14 protein-coding genes are annotated in these 14,458 nt (G+C 78.0%); 6 read left to right on the forward strand and 8 right to left on the reverse strand.

What is annotated here, in order from left to right:
* Positions 1-107: 107 nt before the first annotated feature.
* The 8 genes from ACFUMH_RS15025 to ACFUMH_RS15060 are packed head-to-tail and all read right to left on the reverse strand — an operon-like array spanning position 108 to position 9,625.
* Complete coding sequence (locus ACFUMH_RS15025) at positions 108-830, reverse strand: SDR family oxidoreductase (RefSeq protein WP_378207179.1); 723 nt, start codon at positions 828-830, stop codon at positions 108-110.
* A complete protein-coding gene (locus ACFUMH_RS15030) occupies positions 827-2,296 on the reverse strand; it encodes a PfkB family carbohydrate kinase (protein ID WP_378207182.1) in 1,470 nt (489 codons plus the stop codon). The genes ACFUMH_RS15025 and ACFUMH_RS15030 overlap by 4 nt, the downstream gene beginning before the upstream one ends.
* The gene (locus tag ACFUMH_RS15035) at positions 2,293-2,919 is read right to left on the reverse strand and encodes an SIS domain-containing protein (protein ID WP_378207185.1); all 627 of its coding nucleotides are present in this window, start codon (positions 2,917-2,919) and stop codon (positions 2,293-2,295) included. The genes ACFUMH_RS15030 and ACFUMH_RS15035 overlap by 4 nt, the downstream gene beginning before the upstream one ends.
* The gene (locus ACFUMH_RS15040) at positions 2,916-4,148 is read right to left on the reverse strand and encodes a glycosyltransferase (RefSeq protein ID WP_378207188.1); all 1,233 of its coding nucleotides are present in this window, start codon (positions 4,146-4,148) and stop codon (positions 2,916-2,918) included. The genes ACFUMH_RS15035 and ACFUMH_RS15040 overlap by 4 nt, the downstream gene beginning before the upstream one ends.
* Positions 4,145-5,104 carry a glycosyltransferase gene (locus tag ACFUMH_RS15045; RefSeq protein WP_378207191.1) on the reverse strand — a complete coding sequence of 320 codons (960 nt, stop codon included), beginning with the start codon at positions 5,102-5,104 and terminating at the stop codon, positions 4,145-4,147. Before ACFUMH_RS15045 ends, ACFUMH_RS15040 begins: the two co-directional genes overlap by 4 nt.
* Positions 5,101-6,231 carry a glycosyltransferase family 9 protein gene (locus ACFUMH_RS15050; RefSeq protein WP_378207194.1) on the reverse strand — a complete coding sequence of 377 codons (1,131 nt, stop codon included), beginning with the start codon at positions 6,229-6,231 and terminating at the stop codon, positions 5,101-5,103. The genes ACFUMH_RS15045 and ACFUMH_RS15050 overlap by 4 nt, the downstream gene beginning before the upstream one ends.
* Positions 6,228-7,931 (reverse strand): HAD-IIIA family hydrolase, encoded by a 1,704-nt coding sequence (locus ACFUMH_RS15055; protein ID WP_378207197.1) that lies wholly within the window; start codon positions 7,929-7,931, stop codon positions 6,228-6,230. Before ACFUMH_RS15055 ends, ACFUMH_RS15050 begins: the two co-directional genes overlap by 4 nt.
* Entirely contained in the window at positions 7,928-9,625 is a 1,698-nt protein-coding gene (locus ACFUMH_RS15060; RefSeq protein ID WP_378207200.1) for a carbamoyltransferase, read from the reverse strand. The genes ACFUMH_RS15055 and ACFUMH_RS15060 overlap by 4 nt, the downstream gene beginning before the upstream one ends.
* A gap of 314 nt (positions 9,626-9,939) precedes the next feature.
* On the opposite strand from ACFUMH_RS15060, the gene ACFUMH_RS15065 reads away from it, so the two are divergent.
* The 6 genes from ACFUMH_RS15065 to ACFUMH_RS15090 all read left to right on the forward strand — a co-directional run bounded on the left by ACFUMH_RS15065 (position 9,940) and on the right by ACFUMH_RS15090 (position 14,408).
* Positions 9,940-11,475: an aldehyde dehydrogenase family protein gene (locus ACFUMH_RS15065; RefSeq protein ID WP_378207203.1), complete on the forward strand. Its 1,536-nt coding sequence runs from the start codon at positions 9,940-9,942 to the stop codon at positions 11,473-11,475.
* Between the two features lie 112 nt (positions 11,476-11,587).
* The gene (locus ACFUMH_RS15070) at positions 11,588-12,004 is read left to right on the forward strand and encodes a CBS domain-containing protein (protein ID WP_378207206.1); all 417 of its coding nucleotides are present in this window, start codon (positions 11,588-11,590) and stop codon (positions 12,002-12,004) included.
* 136 nt (positions 12,005-12,140) lie between these two features.
* Positions 12,141-12,569 carry a DUF6098 family protein gene (locus tag ACFUMH_RS15075; RefSeq protein ID WP_378207209.1) on the forward strand — a complete coding sequence of 143 codons (429 nt, stop codon included), beginning with the start codon at positions 12,141-12,143 and terminating at the stop codon, positions 12,567-12,569.
* A 116-nt stretch (positions 12,570-12,685) separates the two neighbouring features.
* On the forward strand, positions 12,686-12,862 hold the full coding sequence (locus ACFUMH_RS15080) for a hypothetical protein (RefSeq protein ID WP_378207212.1): 177 nt from the start codon (positions 12,686-12,688) through the stop codon (positions 12,860-12,862).
* Positions 12,859-13,017, forward strand: coding sequence for a chromosome partitioning protein (locus ACFUMH_RS15085; RefSeq protein ID WP_378207215.1), 159 nt, complete (start codon positions 12,859-12,861; stop codon positions 13,015-13,017). Before ACFUMH_RS15080 ends, ACFUMH_RS15085 begins: the two co-directional genes overlap by 4 nt.
* 92 nt (positions 13,018-13,109) lie before the next feature.
* Entirely contained in the window at positions 13,110-14,408 is a 1,299-nt protein-coding gene (locus tag ACFUMH_RS15090) for a cytochrome P450 (RefSeq protein ID WP_378207218.1), read from the forward strand.
* Positions 14,409-14,458 lie beyond the last annotated feature (50 nt).

Here is a 14,458-nt window from a genome sequence, read left to right on the forward strand (position 1 = left end):
CCGCACGCCGCGGAGCGCGGCGACGCCGGTGAGGGCGTCGCCGAGCCCGAGCGCGCGCAGGACGACGACGTCGCCCGCCGACGTGCCACCCGTGGGAGCGTCGCCCGTCACGGCCAGGAGCTCTCCCCGGACGCCATGACGAGCAGCTCGCGGATCTCCGAGCCCACGGGCTGGCGCAGCGCCGTGATCACGGCCCCGGCGGTGGCGCGGGGGTCGTTGAGGTCGGCGTCGGGGCCGGGCTTGTACTGCTCGGTGCGGCCGTCGAAGAACGCGGTCCGCATGCCGCCCGGGATGAGGCAGGTGACACCGACGCTGCCCGCCAGCTCGGCGGCCAGCGCGTGCGAGAAGCCGCGCACGGCGAACTTCGAGGCGCTGTAGGCGGTGGCGTCGCTCATGCCGCGCAGCGCGAGCGTCGACGCCACCGTGACGACCGTGCCGCGCACCTTCTCGAGATACGGGATCGCGGCGCGCACGACCGCGACGGTGCCGAACAGGTTGACCGCGACGACCTTCTCCCACGTCGCCGTGTCGATGTCGACGAGCCGGCCGCACGCGTCGGTGCCCGCGGCCGTGACGACGGCCGTCGGCTCGCCGACCTGGCGGACGAGCTCCTCGACGGCCGCCGCGGCCGCCGTCGAGTCGGACAGGTCGACCTCGACGTGCGGGACGTCGGCCGCCGGGGCGACGCGGTCGAGGACCCCGACCTTCCCGCCCGACGCGAGGACGGCCTCGACGACCGCCGCGCCGAGGCCGGACGCGCCGCCCGTGACGAGGACGGTGCCGACCTCGCGGGGGGCGAGCAGGGCGGGGGAGTCGTTGGTGCTGGTCACACGGTCTCCTTGGTGGTGGTGCCGGTGGCCCGGGCGACGCCCGAGCGCTCGATGATCGACGTCGTCGAACGGCCGTCGAGGTAGGGGAGCAGCACGACGCGGCCGCCGTGCGCGCGCACGGTCTCCGCCTCGGGCAGCGGCGCGCCGCCGTAGTCGCCGCCCTTGGCCCACACGTCGGGGGCGAGGCGGTCGAGGGCGGCACGCGGGTCGTCCTCGTCGAAGACGACGACCGCGTCGACGCAGTCGAGGGCCTCCAGCACGCGGGCGCGGTCGGCCGCGGTGACGACGGGCCGGCCCGCGCCCTTGAGCCGGCGCACGGACGCGTCGGAGTTCATGAGGACGACGAGCGCGTCGCCGAGGCGGCGGGCCGCCTGCAGCGTCGCGACGTGGCCGGCGTGCACGATGTCGAAGCAGCCGCCCGTGGCGACGAGCGACCGACCGCCGGACCGCAGCCTGGCAGCCAGCGCGGCGAGGTCGTCGGCCCCGCCCACGGGGACGTCGTGCGCCGTGGTGGTGGGGCGGGGCGGCGCCCCGTCCTCGGGGTCGCGCGCCGCACCGACGGCGGCGTCGTCGCGCCGCCGGTACGCCTCCGCGCCGCCCGACGCCACCCACGCGCTGGCGTCGGCGACCCCGCGCCCGACCGCCTCGACCGGCAGCGCGCCCGCCGCCAGCGCGAGGGCCGCCGACGCGGCGAACCGGTCGCCGGCGCCGCAGGGGTCGCCGCCGGCCACGGCGGGTGCGGGGACGTACTGCGCCTCGCCGCCCGACGCGACGAACGCGCCGTCGGCGCTCGCCGTGACGGCGACGGCTCGTGCCCGCCACACCGCGCGCAGACGGCGCGCGAGCTCGTCGGCCGGGCCGTCGGCACCGCCGGGGTCGTCGCGCAGGGCCCCGCGGGCCTCGCCGAGGTTGGGCGTGACGAGCGTGACGCCCGGCACCGGCGTGCCGCCGCGCGGGTGCGGGTCCCACACGACGGGCCGCGTCGCCGCGGCCTCGGTGAGGAGCGCGCGCAGGTCCTCGTCGCGCGTGACGCCGGCGCCGTAGTCCGACACGAGGACGACGTCGGCGTCGGCCAGCACGCGCCGCACCGCGTCGACCGGCACGGCCCCCGGCGCGCCGGGGCCGCCGTCGTCGATGCGCACGAGCGAGTGCGCGGCGCTGCGGACGCGCACCTTGCGCCGCGTCCCGCCCTCGTGCGGCAGGGCCAGCACGTCGAGCGCACGGCCCAGGTGCTCGGTCAGGCGGCGGCCCGCGGCGTCGTCCGCGATCGGCGCGACCAGCGTGACGCGGGCGCCCTCGGCGGCGAGCAGCGCCGTGAGCCCGGCGCCGCCGGGGCTCTCGCGCACGTGCGTGACGTCGAGCACGGGCGCCGGGGCGTCCGGGCAGAGCCGGTCGACGCGGCCCTCGACGTCCCGGTCCAGCACGACGTCGCCGACCACCACCACGTGGGGGAGGTGCGCGCTCACGCGGGCACCTCCACGGCCGCGGCGACCCCGGTCCGCGCGGGTGCCGCGGGCCGCAGCGCGAGGTGCTCGTCGAGCGCCGCGCACACCGCGTGCACGGCGACGAGGTGCACCGTCTGGATGGCGGCCGTCGTCGGCGCCTCCACGGCGAGCACCTCGTCGGACAGGCTCGCGAGGGGGTTCGGGCGCGGGCCGGTCATCGACCACACGTCGACGCCGACCTCGTGCGCGCGCTCGGCGGCGCGCAGCAGGTTGACGCTGCGGCCCGACGTCGACAGCAGCACGAGCACGTCGCCGGGGCGCCCGTGCGCCTCGACCTGCCGCGCGAACATCTCGTCGATCCCGTAGTCGTTGACGATCGCCGTGACGCTCGAGCTCTCCGAGCACAGGCAGAGCGCCGACAGCGGCCGCCGCTCGCCGAGGAACCGGCCGACCAGCTCCGACGTCAGGTGCTGCGCCTCGGCGGCGCTGCCGCCGTTGCCGGCGGCCATCAGCCGGCCGCCGTCGGCGAGGCGCTGCGCGAGCGTCGCGCCCCACCGCTCGACGGTGCCGGCCTGCCGGCGCAGGCTGCGCAGCCCGTCGGCGAGCTCGGCGTCGTGCGTCTCCATCCACGTACGGGCGCTCACACCGCCACCTCCTCGACCCGGTCCGCCGCGGCGGCCGGGCTCGTCAGGGACTGGTACACCAGCTCGGTCTGCGCCGCGACGCCCCGCCACGAGTAGTGGGTGAGCGCCCGGCGCCGGGCCGCCGCGCCCATCGCGCGGCGACGCGTCGGGTCGGCGAGCAGCCCGCGCAGCGCGGTCGCGAGCGCGGCGGCGTCGCGCGGCGGGACGAGCAGCCCGGTCGTGCCGTCGACCACGGAGTCGAGCAGCCCGCCGACCGCGCTGCCGACGAGCGGCACGCCGCACGCCGCCGCCTCGAGCGGCACGATGCCGAAGGGCTCGTACCACGGGGTGGCGACGACCACGTCGGCGGAGGAGACGAGCGCGGGCACGTCGTCGTGCCCGACGCGGCCGAGCAGGTGCACGCGGTCGGCCACGCCGAGCTGCGCCGCCAGCGCCGCCAGGCGCGTCGCCTCCGGGTCGCCCGGCAGCGCGGCGGCGTCGGGACCGCCCGCCACGAGCAGCTCCGCGTCGGGCAGGTCGGCGAGCGCGTGCAGGACCGTGTCGACGCCCTTGCGCTCGACGAGCCGGCCCAGGCACACGAGCCGGTGCCGGCGCGTGCGCAGGAACGGGCCCGACGCGCCGCGCACGGGACGGAAGTGGTCGACGTCGACGCCGCACGGCACGACCCGGATGCTGGACGCCGGCACGCCGAGCCGGGTGAGCTCGCGGACCTCGTCGCTGCACGTCGCGACGACCGCGTCGACGCGCCGCCCGATCGCCGCCTCGGCGGTGATGCGCCCGGACGGGCTCGTGTCCTTGGCGCCCTGGTGCCGCCGCTTGACCGACCCGAGGGCGTGGTACGTCTGCACGGTCGGCACGCCGTGCGCCTCCGCGGCCTGCACGGCGGCGAGGCCGGACATCCAGAAGTGCGCGTGCACGACGTCGGGTGCGCCGCGCGTCGCCCAGTCGTCCGCCACCCAGGCGCCCAGGTCGGGCATCCACGGCAGCAGGTCGTCCTTGGGCACCGCGGTCGGCGGTCCGGCGGGCACGTGCACGACCTCCACGCCGGGCGCCATGGGGACGCGCGCGGGCAGGGCCGGGTCGTCACGCCGCGTGTACACGGTCACGTCGTGGCCCAGGTCCGCGAGCGCGCCGGCCAGCGCGGCGACGTGGACGTTCTGACCGCCCGCGTCGACGCCCCCCAGCACCGCCAGCGGGCTCGCGTGCTCCGACACCATCGCGATCCTCATCGCGTCGCCCCCTCGATGACCTCGTCCACGTCCGACAGGAACCGGTCCAGGCCGAACCGCTCGAGGGCGTGGGCGCGGGCGGCGAGCCCGCGCTCCTTCGCCTCGGCCGGGTCGGCGAGCCAGCGGCGGGCGGCGGCCACGAGGTCCGCCGGGTCGCTGCTGACGACGCCCGCGGCGGCCGGCACGGACTCGGGCGCCGCCGTGGTGGCGAGCACGAGCACCGGCATGCCGAGGGTCATGGCCTCCACCAGGGACAGGCCGAGGCTCGTCCACCGGTAGGGGTGCAGGTAGGCGCGCGCACCGGCGAGCTGCTGGTGCATCCGTGCCTGCGGCACGTCGTCGTGCAGGTGGTCCGCGTGCGCCGGCAGGTGCTCGGCGAGGGCGGCCATGCCCATGCCGTAGACCTCGACCGGGACGTGGTCCGCGAGGTGCAGCAGGACGTCCGTGCCGGCGACGCGCCAGCGCCGCACGGGCTCGTTGACGACGGCCGCGACCCGCTCGCGCTCCCCGGTCCACAGGTGGCCGGGGTCGGGCACGCCGTGCTCGACGACCGTCACGGGCGCGCGGCCGTTGTCCCACACGAGCGCGTTGAACCGCGTGACGTGGACGACCGGGATGTCGTCGCGGTCCGCGAGCAGGTGCCGGGTGGCCACCGGGTGCTCGACGGGTGTGTTGTGCTCGACGTAGACGGCGGGCACGTCGACGCCGGCGCGCAGGCCGGCCCAGCGCTCGAGCAGCTCGAGGTCGCGCGGCCGCTGGAGCAGGACGAGGTCGAACGGCTCGTCGCGCAGGCGCTCGAGCGGGACCTCGCGGACGCTCGCGGGCCAGTCCCACGTGCGGGCGCGGCCGAGGCCGTCGGGCGACCGGTCGGCGTCCACGGGGACGAGGTACTCGTGCGGCCCCTGGACGAACGACGTCATCCACGAGCCGTGCACGTGCCAGGCGAGGATCCTCATGCGACCACCTCCTCGGGTGCGGCGGGCACGTCGGCGACCGCGCCGACGACGGGCTCGACGGCGGGCGCGGACGCCACGGCGAGCGCGTCGACGGCGGCGACCACCTGCGCCGGCGTGACGGACGACAGGCACGGGTGGCCGGCCACGGGGCACTCGCGTGCCCGGGACCCGGCGCACGGCGCCTCCTGGTCGCCGAGCACGACGCTCGGCACCGCCCACGGCGACCAGCGGTCGGCGGGGACGACGGGGGAGAAGAGCGAGACGACGGGCGCCCCGACGGCGGCCGCCAGGTGCGCCGGGCCGGTGTTGCCGACGACGACGGCGTCGGCGCCCGCGAGCACGGCCGCCAGCCCGGCGAGCGACGTGCGGCCGGCGACGTCGACGACGGGTGCGGACGCGACGTCCGGTCCGCCGTCCGGCCGGGCCGCGACGTGCGCGGCGAGGTCCCGCTCACCGGGTCCGCCGGTGACCAGCACGGTGCGGCCGGCGGCGGCGAGCGCCGCGACGATCGCCCGGGCGTGGTCGGGCGCGGGTGCGCGCGCCGGCACCGACGCGCCTGGGTGCACGACGACGTAGCCGCCGCCCACGTGCGCGAGGGCGTCGGGGGGCAGCGCGTCGGCCGGTGCCGGCAGCGGCCCCCGCACGGCGAGGTGCCCGGCGTCGCCGTCCGGCAGGCGACCGCCCGCGGCGACGGCGAGGTCCAGGGCGGCCTCCACCTCGTGCAGGCCGTCGGGGCGGTGGTGCCGCACGTCGAGCAGCGAGCCGGGGTAGTCGACGCTCGTGCCGGCGACGAACGGCACACCCGCGAGGCGCAGCACGAGCGCGGCCGGCAGCGGGCTCTGGTGGAACGACGTGAACACCACGGCGCGGTCGTACCGGCGGCCGGCGAGCATCGCGACCAGCTCCTGCACGGCCGCCGGGTCCACGGCGGGCGGTGCGTACCCGCTCCACGGCGGGTCGAAGACAAGCACGTCGTCGACGTCCGGCAGGAGCCGGGCCGCCTGCGCGCCGCCGGGCGACGCCAGCACGTCCACCGCGTCGGCGGTCGCGGCGAGCGCCCGCACGGCCGGGCCCGTGAGCAGCACGTCGCCGTCGCTGTCGAGGCGCACCGCGAGCACGCGCGTCACGCGGCGGCCTCCGTGCCCGTGCCCACCGCCGGGTCGTGCGCGGCGCGGGCGGCAGGCCGGTGCACGGGGTCGTGCGCCGGGTCGCGGAGCGGGCCGGCGGGGTCGCGCGCGGCGAGCGCGTCCGTGGGCGTGCCGAGGACGTCGGGCAGCAGGAGGGCGAGCGCGGCGCGCAGGTCGGGCGCGACCACGGGGGCGGCGTCGACCTCCTCCGTGCGCGTGACGGGGGTGGGCACGAGGACGGTGCGGGCACCGGCGGCGAGCGCGGCCCCGACGTCCGCGCCGATGTCGCCGACCATGGCGCACTCCCACGGCGCGAGGCCCAGCTCGCGCGCCGCCGCGAGCACCATGCCGGGGCCCGGCTTGCGGCACGTGCAGCCGTCGTCGGCGGTGTGCGGGCACACCTGGACGGTGTCGAACGGGCCGACGAGCTCGGCGAGCCGCGCGTTCACGGCGTCGACCTGCTCCCGTACGAGCAGCCCGCGGCCGATGCCGGACTGGTTGGTGACGAGGCCCACCCGGATGCCGGCGGCGCGGAGCGCGTCGAGGAGCTCGCGCGCGCCGTCCACCGGGCGCACCTGCGCGGGGTCGCCGTTGTAGGGGACGTCGTGCACGAGCGTGCCGTCGCGGTCGAGCAGGACCGCCCGCACGGGCGGCCGCCACGCGGGTGCGCCGCCACGGTGCGCCAGCGTGCCGGCGACGCGGTGCCGCACGGCCGCGAACGGCAGCACCGCGGACGTCCACGCCATCCGTCGCCACTCGTCGCGCCAGCCGTCGTGGCCCGGGCGCGGGCCGGGCGTGATGCGGCGGCGCGCGAAGTCGGCGGTGAGGCCGAGCCACGCGGTGCCCGCGACGGCGGCCGCGCGCGGGCGGCCCGCGAGCAGCGCGCCGACGCCGGCCGCCGCGGAGGCCACGGTGGCGACGTGCCACGGGAAGCGGCCGCGACCCGTCTCTGCGAGGTCGCGCCAGCGGGGGCCGTGCAGCGCCCGCAGGAGCGCGTCGTCCCGGGCGCCGGCCTGCACGCGCACGCTGACGCGGTCGTCGGCCGGGCGGACGGGGTGGGTGGTGACGCGGTCGCCGGCGCGCAGCCGCCAGCCGCCGGCCCGCACGCGCAGCGCGATGTCCGCGTCCTCGCGGTACGCCCGGGGGAAGCGCTCGTCGAACCCGTCGACGGCGTCGAGCGCCGCGCGCCGGTACGCCATGTCGGCGGTCGCCCAGCGGGCGCCCTCCAGCCCGGCCGTGCTCCGCTCCCAGTCGGTCGGCGGCCGGTGCGTGGGCAGCGGCACGCGCAGGCGGGCCTGCGTCGCGGCGACGTCGGGCTCGGCGTCGGCGGCGGCCAGGTCGGCCGCGAACGCCGCGGCCCAGCCGGCGGGCAGCAGGACGTCGTCGTCGAGGAACAGCACCCACGGCGTCGCCGTGCGCCGCCACCCGGCGTTCCGCCCGGCGGCCGGCCCGCGCCCGCCGACGCGCACCACGCGCAGCGGCAGCGGCACGCCGTCGACGTCGAGCGGCGAGGTGTCGGTGAGGGGACGGTCGTCGCACACGACGACCGCCTCGGGCGCCGGCAGCGCCGGACCCGACGGACCGGCCGCGCCGAAGGGCTGGGCGGCCAGCGTGTCGAGGAGCGCGCGCAGCGACGGCCGGCCGATCGTCGGGACGACGACCGACCACGCGGGGAGCGCGGGGGAGACCTCCGGGCTCACGCCGCCGTCCCGTCGCCGGCCCGCTGCGCGTCGTCGGCGCCCGGACCGGCGGCGAAGACGTCGGCGCGACGCACGAGGTGCGGACCGAGGACGAGGAGGTCGACGGGTGCGGACCCGAACAGCTCGAGCGCGTCCCGGGGGTCGTCGACCATCGGGCGCCCCGCGGTGTTCAGGCTCGTGTTGATGACGACCGGCAGACCCGTGCGCTCGGCGAACGCCTCGATGGTCGCGCCCAGGCGCGGCTGCGTCGCCGGGTCGACCGTCTGGATGCGCGCGGTGCCGTCGACGTGCACGGCGGCGGGGATGCGGTCGCGCCACTCCTCGGCGACGCGGTGCACGAACAGCATGTACGGGCTGGGGATCGGCCCCTCGGAGAAGATCTCCGGCGCGCGGTCGAGCAGGACCATGGGGGCGACGGGGCGGAACTGCTCGCGTCCCTTGACGTCGTTCATGCGCTCGAGGTTCTCGGCGTGACCGGGGTGCGCGAGCAGCGACCGGTGCCCGAGGGCGCGCGGGCCGAACTCGCTGCGGCCGTCGAACCACGCGATGACGCCGTTCGACGCGAGCACGTCGGCGACCTCGCCCGCGAACGCGTCCGGGGCCGGGGTCGTGAACGGGACGCGCGCCGTGCGCAGCCACTGCGCCAGCTCGTCGTCGCTCCACCCGCGGCCCAGGTCGGCGCCCGGCATCGGGCGCACGGGCTCGCCCAGCTCGGCGGCGGCCTGGAGCGCGGCGCCGAGCGACGTGCCGGCGTCACCCGCGGCCGGCTGCACCCACACCTCCTCGAAGCCGCTCTCGCGCCAGACGCGCGAGTTGGCGACGCAGTTGAGCGCGATGCCGCCCGCCATCGTCAGGACGCGGTCGCCCGTGCGGCGGTGCAGCCGGCGCGCGAGGTCGACGAGGACCTCCTCGAGCCGGATCTGCACCGAGGAGGCCAGGTCGGCGTGGTCGCCGCCCCACGTGCCGTCGTCGACCCGCTTCGGGGCGAAGCGCGTCCAGTCCGGGATCTCGGCGACGAAGCCGCCGTCGTCGGTCGCGTACACGTGCTCGCGCAGCTGCTCGAGGAACCGCGGCTGCCCGTAGGAGGCGAGCGCCATGACCTTGTACTCGTCGGACGAGCGCAGGAAGCCGAGGTGCTCGGTCAGCGACTCGTAGAGCAGACCGAGGGAGTGCGGGAGCTCCTGCGTCGTGAAGACCTCGATGCGGCCGTCCTCGTAGCGGCCCGACAGGTGCGAGGCGCGCTCGCCGCGGCCGTCGAGGACGAGGACGCTGCTCGTCGGGAACGGCGACGCGAGCGCTGCGGACGCCGCGTGGGCGACGTGGTGGGGCACGTGGTGCAGGCGCGCGTTCTCGATGCCGGGCAGCGCCGTGCGCAGGAACCCGCCGACGTTCTGGGCGTAGGTGGTGCGCAGGTGGTCCCACGGGTCGTGCAGGCCCAGGTCCTCCGCCGACTTCGACAGCTCGGGGTCGAACGAGTAGGCGACGACGTCGACGTCGGCGGGCGTGAGGCCGGCCTGCTCGAGGCACCACCGCATCGACAGCTCGGGCAGCTCCCACGCCGAGAACGGCACGGGCCGCTTGCCGTGCTTGCGGCGGCTGAACCGCTCCTCCTCGGCCGCGGCGACGACCTGGCCGTCGACGACGAGGGCTGCCGAGGGGTCGTGGTAGATGGCGTTGACGCCGAGCACGCGCATGAGTGGCCGACCTTCCGTGTGTGGTCCACAGTCGTCCCGGACGGGGTCCGGCTGCAGATCAGGTACGCATCCGGGCTTCTTCCGGAGGGGAGCGACCCCGGGCCCACCTTGGAGCACTTCACCCGGTCGTGCACCTCGAACGGTTTCGGGAGTGATCGCCCGGCTTGTCCAGGGGCTTCACCTCCCGCATCCTTCGCCCCCGATCTCGTCCGACCCCCGTCCGACCCCCGTCCGACCCCCGTCCGACCCTCGGCCGACCCTCGGCCGACGCCCGTGCGGCACCCGCCGCCCACGCCCGTTCGATCGGAGAGCACATGACCACGACGTCCGACCCGACCACCGTCGCCCCGTCCGCGGGGGCCGCGTCCGTGGAGGCCTCGGCCGCGCAGGCGCCGGCCGCCGGCGCCACCCCCGAGCGGCTCGCTGCGCACGTCGTCGGCGGCCACGTCGTGGACGCGCGCGGCACGCGGGAGGTCGTCCGCGTCTCGCCGGTCGACGGCGCGCCGACGACCGTGCTCGTGCCGGCCGACGCCGACGAGGTCGCCGAGGCGGTCGGCGCGGCGTACGCGGCGCGGCGCGGGTGGCGCCGGACGGCACCGGGTGCGCGTGCCGCGGCGCTGCGGACCGCGGCCGCGCGCGTCCGCGAGCAGGCCGACGAGCTCGGCGCGCTGCTCACCGCCGACACGGGCCGGCTCCTGACGACCTCCGTCGAGTCGGCGCGCGTGGCGGCGGAGATCCTCGAGGAGGCGGCGACGACGGGCCTCGGCGCGACCGGCCGCACGCTCGCCGGCGACCCGCTGGCGCTGGACGTGGTGCGGCGCGAGCCGCACGGCGTCGTCGCCGTCATCACGCCGTGGAACGACCCGTTCCCCGCGGCCGCCGGGCTGCTCGCCGCGGCGCTCGTGACCGGCAACACCGTGGTGCACAAGCCGTCGGAGCGCAGCCCGCGCGCGGGCTGGGCGCTCGGGCGGCTCGTCGCGGAGGCGTTCCCGGCGGGCGTCCTCGAGGTCCTCAACGGCGACGGGGAGACGGGCGCCGCGATCGTCGCGGACCCGCGGGTGGCGCTGGTCGCGCAGGTCGGCAGCTCGGCGACGGGCCGGGCCATCGCGGCGGCGGCGGGTGCCCGCGGCGCGCGCGTGCTGCGGGAGAACGGCGGCAAGGACCCGATCGTCGTGGACGCGGGCGTCGACCCGGCGTGGGCCGCCGAGCAGATCGCCGTCGGCGCCTTTACGAACACGGGGCAGCTCTGCACGTCGGTCGAGCGGGTGTACCTGCACGAGGACGTCGCCGACGCGGTGCTCGAGGCGCTCGCCGGCCTCGCGCGCGACATGCGCGTCGGCGACCCCGCCGACCCGTCCACGCAGCTCGGCCCGCTCGTCGACGAGGCGCAGCTCGCGGTCGTGGAGCAGCACGTCGACGCCGCGGTCGCGGCGGGCGCGCGCGTGCTCGCGGGCGGGTCGCGGCTCGAGCGTCCCGGCGCCTTCTTCGCGCCGACGGTGCTCGACGGCTGCACGACCGACATGGCCGTGCTCACCGACGAGACGTTCGGCCCCGTGGCGGCCGTCACCCGCGTGCCCGACTTCGCCACGGCGCTCGAGCTCGCCGACACCGGCGCGTACGGGCTCGCGGCGACCGTGCTCACCCCGAGCCTCGACCACGCCCTCGAGGCCGCCGAGACCCTCGATGTCGGCACCGTGAAGATCAACGCGGTCTTCGGCGGCGCACCCGGCGGCTCCGCGGACCCGCGCCGCGAGTCGGGCGCCGGCGCCGGCTACGGGCCCGACCTGCTCGCGGCCATGACCGTGCTCAAGGCCGTCCACCTCGAGACGGCGGTGCCGCCGCGCCCCTGAGGCGTCGGCCCTGAGGCCTCGTCCGCCGGGCGGCACCGGTCGTGCGCGCGCGACCGGTGCCCGCCGGTGCGACAGTGACGGCGTCAGCAGCCACCGCAGGGAGGAGCCCACCATGAGCCGCACCGTCGCCGAGGTCGTCGACCGCGACGTCGTCACCGCCCCCGTCACGGCCACCGTCCGCGAGGTCGCCGAGCTCATGCGCGTGCGCGACGTGGGCGACGTCGTCGTGCTCGACGAGGACGAGCGACTCGCGGGCATCGTCACCGACCGCGACCTCGTCACGCGCGTCCTCGCCGCGGGCGGCTCCGGGGGCGACCCGGTGGGACAGGTGTGCTCGCCCGACCCCGTGCACGTCGATCCGTCCGTCACGGTCGAGGACGCCGCCCGCCTCATGGCCGAGCGCGCGGTGCGCCGTCTGCCCGTGGTCGACGCGGGCACCGTCGTGGGTGTCGTCTCGCTCGGCGACGTCGCCGTCGCCCAGGACGCCGGCGACGTGCTCGGCGAGATCTCCGCGGCGCCGTCCACGTGAGCGCCCGGACGTGCGCGGCGCGCGAGCCCGACCGATCCTGGGGGTGACGTCGAGCAGCGCGCGTCCGCCCGCCCGGTGGGAGGTCCGCCGGGGGACCGCCGAGGAGCTCCACCATGCACACCCACCGGCCGAGCCGATGACGCCCCCGACCGACGACATGCTCCTGGTCACCCGCCTCGACGAGCTGGTCGAGGTCGTGCAGGCGCTCGGCGGGACCGCGTACGTGCGGTTCAGCGCCGGCCCCGACACCGACCGCGGCAACCCGAGCACGGACGGGGAGAGCGGCGCGACGCTGCCCGGCCTGAGCGTCAACCGGCTCACTCCCGAGCCGTGGTGGGAGCGCCCGCCCGGCGAGTGGATGGCGCGGCAGGTGTGCCAGTACGCGCACCTCGGCGGCGGCGAGCGGTACGCGTGGGTGCTCACGGGCCGTGAGGTCGGCCGGGGTCCGGACAGCGAGCCGCTCGTCGCGGACGTCGTGCCCGTCGCCCGCCTGGCGCAGACGGCGCTGGACGAGGCGACCGACGTCTACCAGCGCGCCATGGACCCCGGCAACATGCCCGGCTGAGGGCCTGACCTGCGGCGACGTCCCCCGTGCGCGCCGCGCCCGCGGCGCCGCGCGGTGCCCGCCGCGGATCGTCCGTCCGGCGTGCGAGCCCCGCGGACCGGTGCCACGGTGGACGCATGACCGAGGAGACGACGGGCTACGACCCGGACCAGGACCCCGACACCGACCCCAGCAGCCTGAACCCCCGCGTGGGTGGCGCCGCGTCCGACGAGGGCGACGGCGCACCGGGCGGCGACCCCGACGCCGACCCGGAGAACCTCAACCCCCGCAGCACGGAGGAGGGGACGGCGTGAGCGAGGAGCTCCCCACCTCCTTCGACCCGGAGCAGCCCGACCTGCCGAGCCTGGGCGTGGACCCCGACCCGGTCCCGGACGGGCACGAGGGCGAGGCGCCGACGCTCGAGCCGCTCGACGAGGGCGACGGCGACGACCGCCGGGGCACGCCCTGACGGCGGAGCCGACGACCGCCGCCGGCCCCACCCGGGCGCACCGGGTGGGGCCGCGCGACGTCGTCACCCTGGGTCCGCTCGAGCAGGCCCGCGTGCTGGCGGTGGTCCTGGCGCCGCTGCTGGCGCAGGGGGCGATCGTGCGTCGCCCGCGCGCCACGACCGCCGCCGAGCGGCTGCGTGCGGACGCCCGCGCGGCGGACGTGCTCGAGGGGCTCGCCCGGCGGTACGACCGCCGGCCGGTCGCGGTGACCCTCGGCCGGCGCCGGCTCGTGCTGCCGCTGCACCACGACGACGGCCGCGCGGTCCTCGACGGCTCGCCGGACCCGTTCTCGCCCGCGTCGGCGGAGAAGCGCGCCGCGCTGCGGCACTTCCAACCGCGCGGCGTGCTCATCAGCCCGCTCGACGAGCGACCGGCGCTGCGCACGTGGAACGAGGACGCGCTGGAGACGGGCCGCCCGGTGCACTCGGCGGGCGAGGGGGTGGTCGGCGCCCTGCACGGCATCGCCGACGGCCTCGCGCGGGTCGCGCACGGGCGCGGCGCGCTCGGCTTCGACGACGCGGAGGAGCCGCTCTGGGCGGCGGCGCGCACCGTGACGCTCGGTCCTGGTGCCCGGCACGACACCGCCCTGGTCGACGAGCTGCAGGCGCTGCGCATGCGCGCCAACTGGGCCTTCGCCGTGCCGCAGCGCCGCGCGCTGCGGTCGCGGTTCACGCGCCGCGTCCTGGCGCACGTGCGCACCGCGCCGCTCGACAGCCTCGCGGGCGCGGGCGTCGCCCGCGGCGGCTCGCCTGCGCTCGCCGCGACGCAGGTCCCGCACTGGCTCTTCGCCTTCGACGCCGCGCGGATCGCGCTCTGGCGTGCGCTCGCCGTGGTGGCTGCGCGCCCGGCGCTCCAGGACGCCCTGCGCGCGGAGGCGGTCGAGGCCGCGGCCGCCGGCGGTGTCCGCACGCTGCCGCTCGCCCGCGCGGCCGTGCTCGAGAGCGTCCGGCTGTGGCCGACGACGCTCGCGCTGCTGCGCGAGACGGTCGCGCCCACCACGTGGGGCGACGTCGCGCTGCCGGCCGGGCACGGCGTCGCGCTCGTCAGCTCGTGGTTCCACCGCGATCCCGAGCGCCGCCCCGCGGCGGACACCTTCGACCCGGGCTACTGGCAGGGCACGGACTGGGTCGGCCCGTCCGGCGCCGACGAGGACTGGCTCGTCGTCCCGTTCAGCCTCGGGCCCGTCGTCTGCCCGGGGCAGGACGTCGTCCTGATGACGGCCTCGACGCTGCTGTCGGACCTCGTCCGCGACGTCCGGTGGAGCCCCGCGAGCCACCCGGGGCTCGCGGCGGACCCGCTGCCGCCGACGCTCGCCCACACCCACCTGCGGATGCGCGCCGCCGCGGTCTGAGGCGTCCGCGAGTCGCCGCGAGGTCGCGGGTCCGCCGCGAGGTCGCGGGC

Source organism: Cellulomonas sp. NPDC057328 (assembly GCF_042667215.1).
Taxonomy (GTDB): Bacteria; Actinomycetota; Actinomycetes; order Actinomycetales; family Cellulomonadaceae; genus Cellulomonas.